Source organism: Archangium lipolyticum (assembly GCF_024623785.1).
GTDB classification, from domain to species: domain Bacteria; phylum Myxococcota; class Myxococcia; order Myxococcales; family Myxococcaceae; genus Archangium; species Archangium lipolyticum.
Map to the genome: position 1 here is coordinate 35,190 of NZ_JANKBZ010000028.1, position 16,382 is coordinate 51,571.

The 16,382-nt window shown below is 65.3% G+C and carries 8 protein-coding genes; 6 read left to right on the plus strand and 2 right to left on the minus strand.

What is annotated here, in order from left to right:
- Positions 1-25 precede the first annotated feature (25 nt).
- Together NR810_RS39535 and NR810_RS39540 are read right to left on the minus strand one after the other, a co-directional pair.
- The gene (locus tag NR810_RS39535) at positions 26-1,534 is read right to left on the minus strand and encodes a CAP domain-containing protein (protein ID WP_257460211.1); all 1,509 of its coding nucleotides are present in this window, start codon (positions 1,532-1,534) and stop codon (positions 26-28) included.
- A 2-nt stretch (positions 1,535-1,536) separates the two neighbouring features.
- Positions 1,537-1,830: a DUF721 domain-containing protein gene (locus NR810_RS39540; RefSeq protein ID WP_257460213.1), complete on the minus strand. Its 294-nt coding sequence runs from the start codon at positions 1,828-1,830 to the stop codon at positions 1,537-1,539.
- A 201-nt stretch (positions 1,831-2,031) separates the two neighbouring features.
- Between NR810_RS39540 and NR810_RS39545 the strand changes: the two genes are divergently transcribed.
- From NR810_RS39545 to NR810_RS39570, 6 genes are all read left to right on the plus strand, one after another.
- On the plus strand, positions 2,032-4,686 hold the full coding sequence (locus tag NR810_RS39545) for a carboxypeptidase regulatory-like domain-containing protein (RefSeq protein ID WP_257460214.1): 2,655 nt from the start codon (positions 2,032-2,034) through the stop codon (positions 4,684-4,686).
- 263 nt (positions 4,687-4,949) lie between these two features.
- Positions 4,950-5,828, plus strand: coding sequence for a GGDEF domain-containing protein (locus tag NR810_RS39550; RefSeq protein WP_257460215.1), 879 nt, complete (start codon positions 4,950-4,952; stop codon positions 5,826-5,828).
- Positions 5,825-6,496 (plus strand): hypothetical protein, encoded by a 672-nt coding sequence (locus NR810_RS39555; protein WP_257460217.1) that lies wholly within the window; start codon positions 5,825-5,827, stop codon positions 6,494-6,496. Before NR810_RS39550 ends, NR810_RS39555 begins: the two co-directional genes overlap by 4 nt.
- Positions 6,497-7,475: 979 nt before the next feature.
- On the plus strand, positions 7,476-12,995 hold the full coding sequence (locus NR810_RS39560; protein WP_257460219.1) for an RHS repeat-associated core domain-containing protein: 5,520 nt from the start codon (positions 7,476-7,478) through the stop codon (positions 12,993-12,995).
- Between the two features lie 4 nt (positions 12,996-12,999).
- On the plus strand, positions 13,000-13,383 hold the full coding sequence (locus tag NR810_RS39565) for a hypothetical protein (RefSeq protein WP_257460220.1): 384 nt from the start codon (positions 13,000-13,002) through the stop codon (positions 13,381-13,383).
- Between the two features lie 1,293 nt (positions 13,384-14,676).
- Positions 14,677-15,312, plus strand: a complete 636-nt coding sequence (locus NR810_RS39570) for a hypothetical protein (RefSeq protein WP_257460221.1) — start codon at positions 14,677-14,679, stop codon at positions 15,310-15,312.
- Positions 15,313-16,382: the final 1,070 nt, after the last annotated feature.

Consider the following 16,382-nt stretch of genomic DNA (forward strand, 5'->3'; position numbering starts at 1 on the left):
CCGGCTGTGCGGCCGGGAGCCACCCTCAACGCGTGGCCGCGTAGATGACGACCATCCAGTATTGGCCCTTGCCGTAGGTGCGCGAGTCCCCACGGACGGCGCCCACCCCCACCACGGTGTTCTTGCGGTCCCCGAGGCTCTTGGAGTCCGGGAGCAGGGACGGGCTCTCCGCCACGTAGAAGTCCACCGAGGCGCTCCTGGCTTGTTCGAGGGCACCGAAGACGCGGTCGTGCACCTTGGAGCCGGGCAGCTGCACCTTGGGCTCGTCCTGGGCGAGGGCACGCCGGGCATGGTCCAGGGCGATGCGCTCCAGCTCGGGGCTGCGCTGCAGCGGGGGCAGGCCACGCGCGGCGCGGTGGGAGGCGAGCGTCTGGTAGGCCTCCTGGAGCGGGTCCACCGGCTGTCGGCTGTCGGCCCCGGCGGAGGAGAAGACCTCGGTGAGGATGGCCTGGTCGCGGCCGTCCAGCTTCTGGAAGGCCACGCCGATGCCCGCGTGGGTGAAGTGCGTGCCGAGCAGGTTGCTGCGGTGGCCGGGGCTGTGCTCGATGCCGAAGTGGGCGGAGAGGGGCCCGGAGGCCAGGCCGAGGTTCTCCCCGGCGGTGCGGTAGGTGGAGCCGGCGGCGGCCAGGCGCCCGCGCAGGTCCGAGCCATCCGGGGCCACGTGGGCGAAGAAGCCCTCGCGGGCCATGCGCTCGCTGTAGGCCTGGGCCACGGAGTTGAGGGTGTCGTCGAGCGCCAGCTCCCGTGCGCCATGGGCGCGGCGCAGGGCGTTGATGCGGGCCAGCACCGCCACGCGGGCGCCCTCCACGGTGGTGGGCTCCACCAGCCGCTCGCCCTTGCCGCGCTGCCGGGTGGCGCCCACGTCCACGAGGAAGAGGGCGGCGACCTCGGGCCCCTTCGCGCCGCGGCCGATGATTTCCACGGTGTAGCGGCCGGCGGTGGGGAAGAGGATCCGGGAGCAGAAGGAGGGGCCCTGCTCGCGCGTGAGGGCGGGGCGCTCCACGCGGCCATCGGGGAGGGTGACGTAGACCTCGGCCCAGCGCAGTGGGGCCTCCAGCTCGCCGCACAGGCTCTGGCTGGCGCCGGGCTTGTCGAAGGTGCGCGGGAAGCGCTGGAGGGTGGTCTTGCGCTCGGCCAGCAGCACCACGAGGGCGGCGCGCTCGCCCTCCACCTCCACGCCCACGCCCATGTGGGTGGCGGGCTCCTGGGAGAGATCCTTGCGCTCGAGCAGGGTGGCCACGGTGTGCTCGCGAGCCCAGGCGCGGATGACGTAGGAGCGGGGGCTGGGATCGATCCCACCCGCGTCGCTGACGGCCTCGGTGAGGGCGAGCAGCTCCACGGCGCCGGAGGGGCTGTCCTCGAGCGCCTCGCGGGCCAGCTTGCGCGCGGCCTGGGTGAGGGCGGCATCGGCCTGGGGTGCGCGCCGGCCCACGCGCTCGAACTCCTGGAGCACGTGCCGCGAGGCCTGCTGCTCCATGGTGGTGGGGGAGAGGGGCGTGGCCGCCAGCAGGGCGGTGAGGGCGAGGGCGAGCATCGCTACTCCAGCCGGAAGACGAGGGCGGACACGGCGCCGGTGCCCAGCCGGGCGTTGAGCTGCTCGCGCAGGGAGGACTCCTGCCGCGACAGCGTGTGGGCCCACTCGGCGCTGGCCACGGTGATGACCAGCTCGCCACCCTCGAGGGTGTAGGGCCGGGTGTGCTTGGAGATGTGAGGTCCCACGGTGGCGTTCCAAACGGGGACGAGGGACTGGGCCTTCCCGGATTGCTCGGCCAGGCGGGCGAGGACGCGGGGGAGGAGCTGTTCGAGGGTCTGCGGGTCACGCCGGGCCATGGTGGGAGGCATCATCGGCCGGGGAGGGGTGAATGCCAACGGGGGAATGCAGGGCATGGATGTCATGGGGCCGGGGGGATGTTGGGCGTGCAACCCCTTGGAATCCGGGCCCGGCATGGAGCTGGCTAGGAGGAGGGAGAGCCCCCCGCTTGACAAGGTCCGAGGGGAGCCGTTTCCCTGCCCCTCCGACTGGAGCCGCCGATGAACCCCCCCCTTCGTCAGGCGCTATGCGCCGTCCTGCTGTGTACGAGTCTGCTGTGGACCGGTTGTGCCGCGGGAGGTCCGGATGAGCCACCCGGGCCCACGCCGCCGACGCCGGTCGAGCCGGGTGTGTGCCAGGTGGATCAGGACTGCCCGGATCCCGGGCTCTTCTTCTGCGACACGGTGACGTCGCGCTGCCTGGCGGCCTGCCGGACGCAGGAGGACTGCACGGCGGCGAAGCGGGGGGAGTACCGGATCGCGGAGTGCGACGGAAACCCACTGGGCTGCCGGTGTGACAACAGCCGGTGCGAGGTGGCGTTGTGCTCGGCGGACGCGGAGTGCGCGGCGTCGGGAAAGGTGTGCAGGGATGGGAAGTGCATGCCGGCACCGGCGGCGAGCGCGGTGGCGTCGTGCCGGGTGACGCCGGACTTCGTCATCGGGAGGGAGGGGACGTCGGCGCGCTTCTCGGTGCTGGCGAGTGACGCGGCGGGCGTGCCGGTGGTGGTGCCCGCGGGGGCGACGTGGACGGCGGAGGGGGAGAGCGTGAGGGGGAGCGGCACGGGGGTGGAGGCCTCGTTCGTGCTGGCGGAGCCCACGGAGGAGCCGGCGGAGGCGGTGGTGGCGCGGGTGGGAAATGCCACCTGCACGGCGCGCGTGGGGGTGTTGGGGGTGGCGGTGGCACCGGGGCAGATGCGTGTGGTGGTGACGGACGAGCAGACGGGCCGTCCCATTGCGGACGCGGTGGTGGTGACGGCGGACGCACAGGGGGCGGTGAAGAGCACGGCGCCGACGGACGCGAGCGGCGTGGCGCTGCTGGCGGAGCTGGAGGAGGAGGGGAGCGTGTCCGTCTTCCATGAGGCGTACGGCTACCTGACGGTGGCCTACGAGGGGACGGGGAGCCCGAGGGATCTGGCGCTGCCGCTGAGGCGCAACCCGGCGGACAGGTACGGGGGCTACAAGGGCACGTTCCTGCACATGCCGACGACGCAGGACATGCATGCGGGGCTGGCGGGGCTGTCGTCGCCGGACGCGGTGTCGGACCTGTCGGCGTCGCTGCTGGTGGGGCAGACGCGGAGGGTGAGCTTCACGTCGCAGGGGCAGACGCGCGAGGCGACGCTGCCGGCGGGGGCGTACGTGGTGCTGCCGGGCACGACGCTGTCGGCGACGGACGTCTCGGCGCAGGGGCTGGCGGGCGCGTGCGACGCGACGCTGGCGGGGGTGACGGATCCGGAGGAGGCGATGGTGGCGGGGGCGTGTGGCACGAGGACGGCGTGGGCACTGGGGGGGGACATTCCGCTCACCGCGCTGTCGCCGGGCTCGGTGACGGGCGCGGTGGACGTGGGGCAGCTGCTGGCGCGGACGATTCCGCTGCTGCGCACCTTCAGCTCCTCGGTGAAGCGGGACGTGCAGTTCCGGCTGAAGGAGACGCCGCGGACGGGCACGGGGGCGCCGGATTACAGCGACCAGACGCACTTCACGGGGGTGGACCACGACTTCGCGAAGGGCCAGAGCCTGCCGTTGGGCTTCCACTTCGCGGTGCGGGTGCCGGCGCTGCCGAAGTACCGGGGAGTGTGGATGGACAGCGCGGCGGTGTTGGGTGTGGCGCGGGTGGCGGGGCGTGGCGTGGTGCCGCTGGGCCTGGGCATGGGGGCGAACACGATGCCGGCGGACCCGAACACGGACACGCAGGCGGGGCTACCGGGGCCGGGGCTGGTGAACGTGCGGATGGCGCCAGCGCACCATGGGCTGGAGGGGAGCCCGTATGAAGTGATTCTCACGGCCTCGTCGTCGGCGGCGGCGAACGACGCGACGGCGGGAGCGGCGTCCAGCGTGCTCATCCACCGGACGCTGGAGAAGCTGCCGTTCGATCCGAAGGGAGGAGCGCCGGTGACGGTGGGCGGACCCTTCCTGCCGGTGCCGGAGGGATTCCGTTACAACTACAACGGGGATGCGGCGGGAGGACTGGAGGGGAGGCAGCTGCGCTTCACGCTGTCACCCGAGTCGATGACGCTGCCGGTGTCGACGGTGCTGCGGGCGGTGTTCACGAACCGGGAGGAGCACCGGTGGGTGGTGCTGATGGACGTGGCGAGGGCGAGCGTGGGGGTGAGGCTGCCGGTGCCACCGGCGCCCTTCGAGGACCGGACGTATTACGGGGACGTCACGGGGTCGCGAGCGCCGTTCGGGATGCAGGCGCTGGTGACGAGGCGGACGGGGACGTCGGCGGGAGCGGAGGTGGACCTGAACGGGCTGGTGGAGGCGGACGGGGTGGATCTGGAGCACCTGGGGGAGCTGACGGTGGCGTACTCGGTGCTGGACTACGGGAGGCCGCTGGTGACGTGGGTGACGCCGGCGGAGGATGGCCAGAGCGTGAAGGAAGGCTCGAAGGTGAAGGTGAGGGTGCAGTCCTTCCGGGTGGGGAGCGGAAACCAGGACGAGGGCTACGTGAAGCTGACGTTCATGGGAGGGACGGGGTGCGTGGGCAACGTGGAGAAGGGGCAGGTGGTGGACTCGCAGGGGAGGGGAGAGGTGGAGCTGTTGTTGCCTGGGGGCTGTAGGGGAACGGACGTGCAGCTGACGGCGACGCTGGTGGATCCGGAGGGCAACACCCTACGTCCCGCGGTGACGAGCACGAGATCCGTGACAATCACCCCCTGAAATCCAGCCCCACCCTCGCCAACTCCCCCTCTCCCTCCGGGAGAGGGTCGGGGTGAGGGTATCGAGGGCCCCGTGTATGCCCCCTCTCCCTCTGGGAGAGGGCTGGGGTGAGGGTCGGCCGGGAGAGGGTTGGTAGGGGTCCAGCGGGGACAAGGGCGTACCCAATCGCCTGCCAGTCGCCCAGGGGTACACGGTGTAGCCGCGCACGGAAACGAAGGTGTGCTGGCTCACGGCGATTTACGGGTGGTACCGTCCTATCCGGTATGGCGCAGAACGAGACGGTCGTCACAGTCATCTCGAAGATTTCGGAGCGGCCGGTCAATCTGGATGCGGCGCTGGTGGTGATCTACGGCCTGGATCTGGGCCGGAAGTACGAGCTGGCGAAGGAGGAGATCCTGATAGGGCGCTCCTCGAAGGCGGACATCCAGGTGGATCAGGAGTCGATCAGCCGGAACCACGCGTGCATCACGAACACGACGAGGGGCGTGCACATCAAGGACCTCGAGTCGACGAACGGGACGTTCGTGAACGACGAGGCGGTGCAGGGGGAGAAGGCGCTGCACAACGGGGATCTGGTGAAGATCGGGAGGACGATCTTCAAGTACATCGCGGGAGGGAACATCGAGGCGGCGTACCACGATGAGATCTACCGGCTGACGACGATGGACGGGCTGACGCAGATCTACAACCGGAGGTACTTCGAGGAGGCGCTGGAGAGGGAGGTGTCGAGGTCTCGGAGGTACGAGCGAAGCCTGGCGCTGGTGATGTTCGACGTGGACCACTTCAAGCAGGTGAACGATCGGTACGGGCACCTTGCGGGGGACTACGTGTTGAAGCAGCTGGCGTCGACGCTGCGGACGAAGATCCGGCGGGAGGACGTGTTCGCGAGGTACGGGGGGGAGGAGTTCGGGCTGTTGCTGCCGGAGATCGACGTGGTGGGGGCGGTGAAGCTGGCGGAGAAGTCGAGGAAGCTGGTGGAGAAGCAGCGCTTCGAGTTCGACAAGAACGTGATCCCGGTGACGATCTCGCTGGGGGTGGCGGTGCTGGAGGCGGAGCACAGGGATCCAGAGGATCTGAAGCGAGCGGCGGACGCGAAGCTGTACGAGGCGAAGGCGTCGGGCCGGAACCGGGTCTGCTCGTGAGCGAGCGGGGCCCGGTGGAGGAGTGGCTCCTGGGCTTCGACGTACGCGAGCTGGGGCTCGACGTGGGGCGCGAGTGGCCCGAGTCCCGGCGAGGGCTGTACCTGCTCCGGGAGGACGTGAGGAAGCCGCTGGCGGTGGACACGGCGGTCTGGCCGTCACTCTTTGGAGAGGGACTCCCTGGGAGCGAGTGCGAGCGGCTCGGGCTGCGCGAGGCGGAGCTGCCGGCCTGGCGGGGTCCGAACGCGCCGCTCTGGGACGATCTGGAGCGGATGAAGGGCTGCCTGGAAACGCTCGGAGCGGTGAAGGAAGAGCCGCACGCCCTGATCGCGGTGAGCGTGTACTGGGACGGAAGACCCGCGGAAGGCACCTGGCCCGGGGTTCCCTACCGTGAGCGGACGATGCCATCGGTGCGAGGGGATGGCTGGAGATTCCTCGGCTTCGACGTGGGGGATGGCGGGCTCATCAGCGGCCTTGGCAACTGCGGGTACACGGAACCGGAGGCACCGGAGCTCCGGAGGCAGTGGGCGGGACGCCTGAACGAGCACCACCTGCTGGGTGAGCTGGAGCAGGCCCTGGCGTTTCGGGAGCTCAGTGACCGCCGCGTGCCCGAGCATGCGCCGTTCTTCGTGTGGGGACTCTGGCTCATCGACGCGGTGGGGATGCGCTGACGGCGGTGCCCTCATCTCGTCCCGTGGACGTGTCATCCGCGAACCGGGACGTCGTTTCCGAGTACCCACGCATAAGGCCTTGAAGTGACGGGACGGGGCCCCTGGCCCCCCGTTTGCCACGGCGGACGCAACCGCATTTCCGCGGTCTCATCCGTCGAGGTCTTGTGTGCGTCGTACTGTCTGGATGCTGGTGCTCGCAGCGGGAGCATGGGCGGGGTGTAGTGGCACGCGAGTGGAGCCCGGGCCCGCCGAGGGGGTGGTACCGGAGCTCCTCACGGAGCACCGCGCGCTGCGGGCCGAAAAGGCGACGAAGCAGGTGGGGGAGGATTGCACGGAGAATGGCGCCAGTGCGTGCCTGTCCGGTGTCTGCCTTCACGTGAAGCCTGGCCGGGAAGAAGGCTACGTCTGCAGCCGTGCGTGTCAGGGTGATCAGGAGTGCCCGCCCGACTGGCGCTGCGCCCAGGTGTATCCGACGCCCGACGGCCGGTTGTGCGTCCCTCCTCTCTCTTCTCACGAGTGAAACATGAATCATTCACATCCATTCTTGTATTGCTGGCGTGCCTTTCACAGCCGTGGCCGATGGGGGGCGGGGTTGGTGGCGTTCCTGTGGCTCGTGGGCCTGCTGAGTCCCGTGACCTCTCATGCTCAGGCGAAGTACGAGATCTTGCAGTTCGTGAGAGAGAGCGACAATCCGTCCGCCTATGGGGATCTGTACAGAGCCTATTCGTGTGTCTGTCCAGGGGAGGAACCCCAGACCTGCTACAACTGCTCGAGCCGCTCCCCAGCATGTCCCGGGCAGACTGTCGGCGATTGCTCGCTGGAGAGCAAGACGCAGTGTCTCGGGGCCGGTTCCTATAACATCCGTAACAAGCCGAGGACGACCTATGTCAGTTCCATCGACGCATGTCCGGGGGATCAGGAGTGGGCGTGTAGACGCGATGCGGACTGCTCTACTTGTGGCAAGTGCGTTGGGAATACCGTGACGCTGTCGTTGGGCGGTGGTTCGGCCACGGTGCTGAAAGGGGAAGGCACGCACTGCGAATACCCGCCGGAGGTGTGTGGGGACAAGTTCGATAACAACTGCAATGGGGCAGTGGACGAGGGCTGTGCGGTCGTGGGGAGCGATGGTGGAACCGACGGAGGCTCGTCCTGCGGTGAGGAGCTCTGCGGGGACGACGTGGACAATGACTGTGACGGGGAGGTGAACGAGGATTGCGCGCCGGTCGAGCCGGATGGTGGGGCTCCGCCTTCCTGCAGCGGGCCGAAATGCAGATGCGACGGCACGAACCTGTTCGATCCCGTCAATATCGTCACGGGTACGAGCTACGAGCGGATCAAGGATGTGGAGGTCTTCGATGAAGTGGCGACGCTGAGCTTCGAGCGGACCTTCAGCTCGCGGGGGGACGAGTGGGTGCATGACTCGCCGCTGGTGGGAGTGCCCAAGCCGTTTGGGGCCAGCCCCGGCAACGCGGGCTCGGTGGAGTGGTGGCACAACTGGCTGAGCCTGGTGGTGGAGCACCAGCAGCACTGGAGTGTGCGGGACAGGGACGGGCGGCTGCTGCGCTTCACTCCCTGCGCGGGGGTGCCGTGCCAGGCCTCCCTGACGGAGGGGACGCCCAGCCACCATGAGCGCTTGTGGCGGACGGCCTCGGGCTACGAGCTGGTGCAGGCGGATGGGTCCCGGCTCGTCTTCGAGGGACGCTTCGTGGCGGCGCCGGGTGGGCGCAACCGCTACTTCCTCTCGCGCGTCGTGTCATCGACGGGGGTGGACCAGGCGTTGCTCACGTATGCGGTGCCGCCCGTGGGGGGTTGTCCCCAGGGGGCGTCCGGGAGCAGTCCGGGAGTGCCCTATCTGTCGTCCGTGCGGACGGCGGCGGGGCGCATGTTCAGCCTCAGCTACCGCGCGCTGAGGCGAGCGGACGGGGCACTCGAGTGCGTCATCACCGCGGTGAACCTGGGCGGTGCGGCGTCGGACGGGGGCATCGGTGAGCCCGAGGTCCAGTACACCTACGCGGGCAATGGAGACGAGCGGCCCGGGCGTATCGCCAACGCCCGGTATCGCTACCGGCTGGATGAGTACCTGTATACGTCGGGAGAGTTCCGGCGTTCGCAGATGGGGGTGGAGCTGGTCCGGCACACCTACGGAGCGGACAGGCGGGTGGGGTCGGTGGAGGCGGAGGGGCATGCCGTGTCCATCTCCTGGGATCCGACGGTAGGCAGTTGCCAGCTGGGCTCCAACTGCTGCGGCAGGGTGCCCCAGGTGAGACAGGCAACGGACTACGGGGTGGGGCGAGGGGATGGAACGGAGGGCTCGGCCTTCCTTACGTCCACCTACGAGACGCTCTCCAACTACGGACAGCAGATGGCCCCGCGCCTGTACCAGACGACGGAGTCATGTACGCCTGGCGAGGCGTGCAGTCCGGGCTCGGAGCGCACGGAGTGGGCGTGCTCGTCGGCCGGCACACCTGGCCATGAGGCGGCGCGCAAGGACAAGCGGGACAACTGGGAGGTGTATGGCTACTCGCTGCCCACGGACACGCAGCCACGGCTGGAGCGGACCCGCGTGAAGCGTGGCGCCTCGGACATGCTGGGCACGGGAGCGCTGGAGGAGCAGACCTTCAGCTACACCTACGGTTCCAATGGAGAGCAGTTGCCGCGGACCATCGAGGAGCGGAGCGTGTTGGGGGGCTCGGGAGAGCACAGGCGTACGTTGAATGTGTACGAGGCCGGCAGCAACCGGAGGAAGGCCGTCATCGAGAGGGGCTGGACCCGGGAGCGCGCCAGCGATGGCTCCTGGACGACGAAGCCGCGCCTCGTGGGGACGTTCTCCTTCACCTCGCATGTGTCCCTGGGGGTGACGACGCCAGACCCGCTGGGCCGGACGATGGAGGTCCATGGACCCTGCATCGTCACGCGCGAGGACGCCACGGATTGCGAGCTGTCCGATTACCCGCTGACCCGGTATTCCTACCACGCCAATAGCAGCACGGTGGGAGTGCATCAGCGCAACCGGCTGGCGTCGGTGGAGGTCTACCCGACCCGCACCACCACGAAACCGTTGAAGACACTGTTCAGCGAGTACGACAAGCGCGGGCACGTCACGAAGACGACGGAGCCGAACGGGGTGTTGACCACCCTCACCTACGAGGAGGATCGGCTGACCGAGAAGGAGGTTGGGGGCCAGCCGAGTACCTATTACTTCTACGCGGATGGCCAGCATCTGACCGCCGTGCAGTACCCCTCGAAGAGTGTCGAGGTGTTCTGCTACCGGAAGGGGACGGGAGAGACCTGTCATGGAGGGACGCTGACGGACAAGGTGCAATGGAAGGCGAAGGCTGCGCTCCAGGACGGTACCGGGTGGACGGAGCGGGTGGTGTATGCGTACTGGCCGGACGGGACGCTGAAGGAGGAGCGCTACCTGTCGAAGACGGGCACGACGGTGGAGACGCGGCGGGTGTTGAAGTACGCGGCGGACGCGCACCGCAGGCCCACGTGGCAGAAGTGGGGCGAGGGCGTGGGGAGCTTCAGCTCGGCGAAGTCCTTCGATGGAGCGGACAACCTCACGGGCCTGGGACTGCCCTTCAACGATCCGCCCGCCTGGTGTGGAGGAGTGAGGCGGGGCGTGAGCCCGGAGTTGGACGGGACGCCGCTGTCCCAGCTGTGCTCCTCGATGGCGTATGACAGGGCCAACCGGCTGGTGCAGGTAGACGAGTACCCGGCGGAGGGCGTGGCCCAGCGCACGCTGTTCCAGTACGACGCTCAGGGCAACGTGTCTGGGGTGAAGACGGGATGCGGGGCCACGGACAGCTTCGACACCTGTGTGCAGCCGGCCGCCACGTATACGTACGATGACTTCGGCAAGGTGGTGGAGGTCTCTCTTCCGCACGCGGATGGCCCTGTGCGCTACGCGTATGATGCGCTGGGCAACGTGGTGGTGAAGGAGACGGAGGCCATGCGCCAGGCTGGCGAGTACCTCGCCTTCACCTATGACATGCTCTCCCGGTTGAAGACGGCGGAACGTCGCTACTCCCGCCCTTCGACGGGGATCGATGTCCTGTACCGCCTCGTCTATGACGCGGACGGGGGAGCCATTCCACGCGGGTGCCCGAGCCCGTTGAATACGCTGGGCCGGGTGCGCTACCGGGAAGACTCCTTTGGAAAGACCTGGTACCAGTATGACGAGGAAGGTCGCGTCGTTCTCGAGTCCGGTGTGCGTGCGGGCACGTTGGCGTGTGGTTCCGCGGCCAATGCCAACCTGACGACTGCCTATAGTTACACGTCTAGCGGCAACCTCGCATCGGTGACGTATCCGAACGGACGCAAGGTGACGTACACGTATGGGACGGGCGGCAACGAGGACCGGGTGGCGGCCATCGAGATGACGCTGCATGACGGTACGAATTGGACGACCAAGCCCCTGCTGCTGTTGAGCGACGTCACCTGGGAGCCGTACGGCGGGCTGCGGGGCTACACGATGAACCACCTCACGACGAACACGGTGAGCAGGGTGGAGTACGCTCTGGGGGACAATGGCTCCGTGGCGCCCGCGGGCTGCTCGACGGCCATGCCGTCCGCGGCGGGCTCGGACCTGACGGGCCGGCTGCGCAGCCTGCGCGTCACTTCGCCCATGGAGAGCGGGGGGAGCAAGAACATCTACCAGCGCACCTACACGTGGAAGGCGGACCAGGTGGTGCGCACCGACACGTGCCTGCTGGGAGAGACGACGCCGAAGACGGAAACGTACAGCTATGACAGGACGCTGCGGCTGACGGGAGCGAGCCGGCCAGCGGGCAACTTCGACGCCACGGGTGGCGCCTTCGGCTCACGCACCTACGGGTACGATGGCCGAGGCAACCGCACCTCCATGAGCAGCGACGGCGTCGCCTACGATCTGAGCTACGCGGCCTCGCCTCGAGGGGACAGACTGACGGGCTGGAGCTCTTCCACGACGGGAAGCCTCCTGGGGTACTCGCTGGCGTATGATGTGGATGGACGCGTGACCCGGAAGGAGGGGGCTCGGAAGATGGATGGGCAGCCGACGCACGTGATGAGCTTCGCGTATGGCCCATCGGTGGGAGTAGCCACGGAGACGGTCTTCCGGGCGGTGAATGTGAATGGAGGCTTCTACAACTACTACTACGACGCGAAGGGGCGTCGCCGGGCGAAGGTCTACCCCGGGGGAGCCTCGGACGAGTACTTCCACGACGTGCGGGACCAGTTGCTGGTGGACCGGGGAAGCAGTGGCACCACTCCGCCGGTGGCGCACTACACGCAGGACGACTACGTGTGGCTGGACGGGCGCCCGGTGGCGATGGTGCGCGGCAAGCTGAGCAACACGTGGACGCGGCTGTCGGACACCTCGGAGGACTGCTCACGCAACGGTGAGGTGGCGGCGTGTGGGGTGTACTTCCCGGTGACGGACCACATTGGCAAGCCCGTGCTGATGCTGGACGGCAGTGGCCGTGTTGCGGGGACGGCGGACTACGACCCCTTCGGCCAGGTCAACCGGGTAGCGCTGAACGCGGAGACGGAGCACCCGCTCAACACCACGGGTAGTGCCTCTACGCTGGCGGAACTGCGGCAGCCCACGGACTCGTCCGTGACGGTGAAGATGCGGACGCTCTTCCACCTGCTGGACACGAAGGGCGTGGGCCATGTCGAATTGATCGACGGAGACAACGGAACGAGGCTGGTGGGCCCTTACGATAGAACCGGACAGGGAGCTGTCTGGTCGGACTGGGCACAGCCGTCAATGGGACGCATCAAGGTGAGCCTTGCTCGGTACGGGACCGCTGGCGCTTCCTCAGCATCCGGTGTGGTGCTGGAAGGATACGAGTACCAGCGCTACCAAGCGGGGGCGCAGCCTTTCTGGACGCCGCTGCGTTTCCCAGGACAGTACTACGATGCAGAAACGGACCTGTTCGAGAACTGGAATCGCTACTACGATCCAAGCATTGGCAGGTATTTGCAGGCAGAGCCGTTGGCGGCAGAGTCGCTATATCTCATAAAGATGGCGCGACAGGGGCATGGCGTTTTTGCGTACTCCTATGCTGGGAGCAATTCAATTGCATTCGTGGATCCCGATGGAAGGAGCCCTATCTTCGTCGCCATTGGCGTTGGTTTGGCTGGTTATGCTGGCTACTCCTATTGGAAGGGCAAAAAGTTGGCAGAAGACACTCTGTTTGATGCAGAGCGCTCGGGATTGCCTGGACTGCACAATGGCGTCGCCGACGCGTATAGACACTGCCTTTGGAATTGCAGAATGACTCGCCAAATAGGCGGCTACCCTGCTTGGTTTATTGGTCTTGGTCACGAGTTCATTGACAATCGGGGAGGGCCGGAGGACGAGCGAAAGATGGATTTGAACAACAACTTGTGTGGTCGCACTTTGGGAGTAATGTCTCTTGAGACGTGCGAGAAAGCATGCCGCGATGCGGCCTTGTCAGACGACTTGACTACCATCACGCCCGCGAATGATCCGCCTTACCAGAGGTACTAAGGTGATGACTGATAGAATTTACCAGCTCGGCAAGGGCTCAAGCTTGTTTCTTGTGCTGATTGCTGGATTGCTCGTGTCCGTGGGGTGTCGCTCAAATACGACGACGGTGGAGGTCCGAAACAAGACGGAGCATGCGATCAGCAATCTGAAGCTGAGCTTCGGTGGAGGTGGGTGTGATGCCAAGCAGGTAGATGCCGGTGCAGCATTCAGCTGTACTGTTGTGCCATCACGCAATTCCGATGTTGTTATGGAATACTCAACGCCGAGTGGCGGAGTGATCACGAAACGGCTTGATGTTTACGTTGCCGGAGGGATATCCAGCAACATCGTGGCTTCGATCGAGCCCAGTGGTGACGTTTCTTTTGAGTCTAATCCAAGCTCACGGTGAATCAGATGTCTTCATGATGGTTGGTTTGGGATGGATGTTCGCTGCGTTGAATTCTGACGCAGCGAACGTTGGTCATTCGTGAGGCTTCGTTGAATGTCTGCGCTGCTTGGGGTTCCGGTTTCGTGGACGGGTGGACGGCATGTAGGGGGACTCATGGTGAGTGCTTGGAGACTGTCGGCTCTCAGTGTGTTGATTGCTTGTAGCGAATCACGACCAGGGCTTAGATGGGTTCTGCCGGAGAACTTCAATGATTGTGTTGATGCGCATTTTCAAGTAGGCGGTGCTCCGCCTCTACCTATGGAGGATGGCTGGTACCTGCTTGTCGTGCCCGAAGGAGGCGTAATCAAGACCGCAACCCAACCCCGCTGGGGAGAGGGGCTGAGATCCGAATTCTGGATGCAAGTGGGAGCGGAGCGCCGACGCATTGAGCCTTCATGCTTTGGCGGAACATACTCGAATGAGGCCCAGAAAACGGTCGAGGTGTCTTATTGCTTTGGTCGGGTGCCTGAAAAGGGGTGTTTTAGAAAGGGAGAGACGGTATCAAAGTGACAGCAGGGCTGGATACGCTCTTTAGGTTGATCGGGAGCTTGAACAGGGCCCATGCCGAGGAGATGTCCTGGTATGGGCTCTGACTTGCCGCATGGTCGATTGTGCTGATGGCGCGCCATGGATTTGTTTGAACTGGCTTTTTGGGTGATGGGCTTGGTTGTTGCGGTCGTGGCAGCCGTTGTTGCGAGCCAACATTGGGGTCCTGGTGCTGGTGCAGCAGCGTTTGTTGTTGCTGGGGCTTTGTGGTTTCTTGTGTTGCGAATGGGCAATAGCGCGCTCCTCATGTCCTATGGGGTTCTGCCAGTTCGGCCGGTCTGTAGTAAAGGCCGCTGCCGCTCTGGTGATTATGCGTACTTGGGTTGGCAGGACGGAGGCTCTGTTTTCAAGTGTGGATGTGGGATTGAGTATGTGAGAATAAAGTCGGTTTTCTATGAGCGGGATGCCATGGGGAGATTGCGTCCTTATATGCGTAAGAGGTGGGGGATTATTTGGCGGCCATTCGAGACAGGAGGAAGGATGGACTGAGCAACAGCCAAGGCAAAAATATGGATGAATTGAAGGTGTCGGTATGGCCTGGAGTGAGCCATGGGGCATGGAGTTTCATTGATGCGGCGCTGGAGCGGATGTTCCTGGAGGGGCTGGGGGTTCCTTGCTTTCGGGTGAGCGCGGCTCGATATCTGACATGCATCCATACCGAACCGAGGCCCGAAGGGTTTGTTTGCCGGTAAGGCATAGGGGTTGCCGATGAAAGATATTCATTCCCTTCTCGAGGACTGGCGTGATGCGATCCGGCGTGACGATTCTTGGCTACGGCGTCAAGAGCCACTTCACCAACTCTTGGAGTCGTTGCCTCCTGCTATTGCTCTAGAGGTGGCCCGGAGATGCCTGTTGGATTTTGTTCCGTACTTCGAGCGGAATACCTCTGGTGTGACGTGGGTCAGAGAATTTCTGAGTCAGCCCACTTTGTTTGGGCAGGCAAAGCCAAAAAAACCGGCAAATTTCGCTGAAGAGGAAGACCGGTATGCATTCCCGGGGGCGGGTAATTTCATCAATGCAATTGAGGAGTTTTGGATTGCTTTGGGTGATGTTTCTTTGCAGTTGATTGCAGAGCAAGTTGCGGCAGCGTTGAGTAGCGTCGTGATGGCTGAATTTATTGTGCGTCAAGCCAGCAAAGATCCACTTCGGTGGCTGGTTCGAGAGAAAATGGCGATGCGAGCATTTGCTGCGAGAGAGAAAGGCGAGCGCGATCAGGATTCCCATGAATGGCTCTCTCGAGATTATTCGATGCAGCGCAAGGATCCTTGGTGGCATGTGCAGATGGCTGAATTGTGGTTGCGTGTCGCGGATTTGATCGAGGAGGCAGTGTCTGTATGGATTTGAGGGCACGGATGGGGCCCAACAACGGTGGAGGTGTCTTGTTGCTTTGGTCGGGTGCCGGAAAATGGGTGTTTTAGAAGGGAAGGGGCGGTATCGAAGTGACTGGCGTGCATGTCCCGCAGGCACGAGAGGCGCTCACCATGACGACCAGTTGGCTGAGAACTTTGGTGTACGGAGTACTGCCCGGAGCCACCTCTGGAGCGTTCGTCGGCGCTTACCATCGCGAGCGCTCTCTTGCCTATGACGCGCTCCGCTGGGCTGCGCGTCAGAGTGAGCCCTGGGGCGTGGGGCCGGGGCTCGTTCTCGGTGCCCTCGCGGGTGCGGTGGTCTTCGCGTTGGTTCGACGCTTGTTGCCACGCCTTGACGGACCGCTGGCTGCGATTCTCACCGCGAGCTGTGTGGTGCTCCTCGGGTTGGTGCTTTCCGTGAGTCGCGTTGATTGAGGGCTTCGTGCAGCGGCAGTTGCTGGCCATGCAGAGCCCACTGATCTCTCCGGCCCCTGCCGCGCTCTCCAGTGGCGCACTCGCCACTGCTGCGTCCGCAGCTGCCTCGGCTTGTAGCCGTCTTGCGGTTCATCCCCGCCCGGGTCGCCGCCAGTCCGAGGCGACCGTGCTTCACCATCTCTTCCATCAGCTTCCCCACCTGGGCATACACCTCGTCCTCACCCGTCCATCCGAACCTCGGACGTCACCGGGTTTTCACCGGAGGCTGCCGTCACTCAGGATAGGGAGTCGCAGCTTCTCGTTGTGCAAGCAGTTTCAGGTTGGGGGGCCATTCAAAAGATGAATAAGACACTGGAATACATCGTGTTCCAGGCCGACAAGCCATTGGCGTGATGGGCTTACTTTCGCGGTGATCTCGGGAGCCCCGAGGTTTCGAGTCAGGAGGCTCGGCACCGAAGCTGTTGCAACCTGTAACGGACAATCTCGCGCAAATGTTTCGCTGGACAATGCGTGCTGAATTTGACACTCAGGCTGCGCTTCAAGGGCTGGGTGGGCTTGCTGGGAGACCGGATTTTCCACGGTTCTCGTGTTCAAGAGTCACGTTGAGGTCGTCGGCTTGTTTGGGACGAG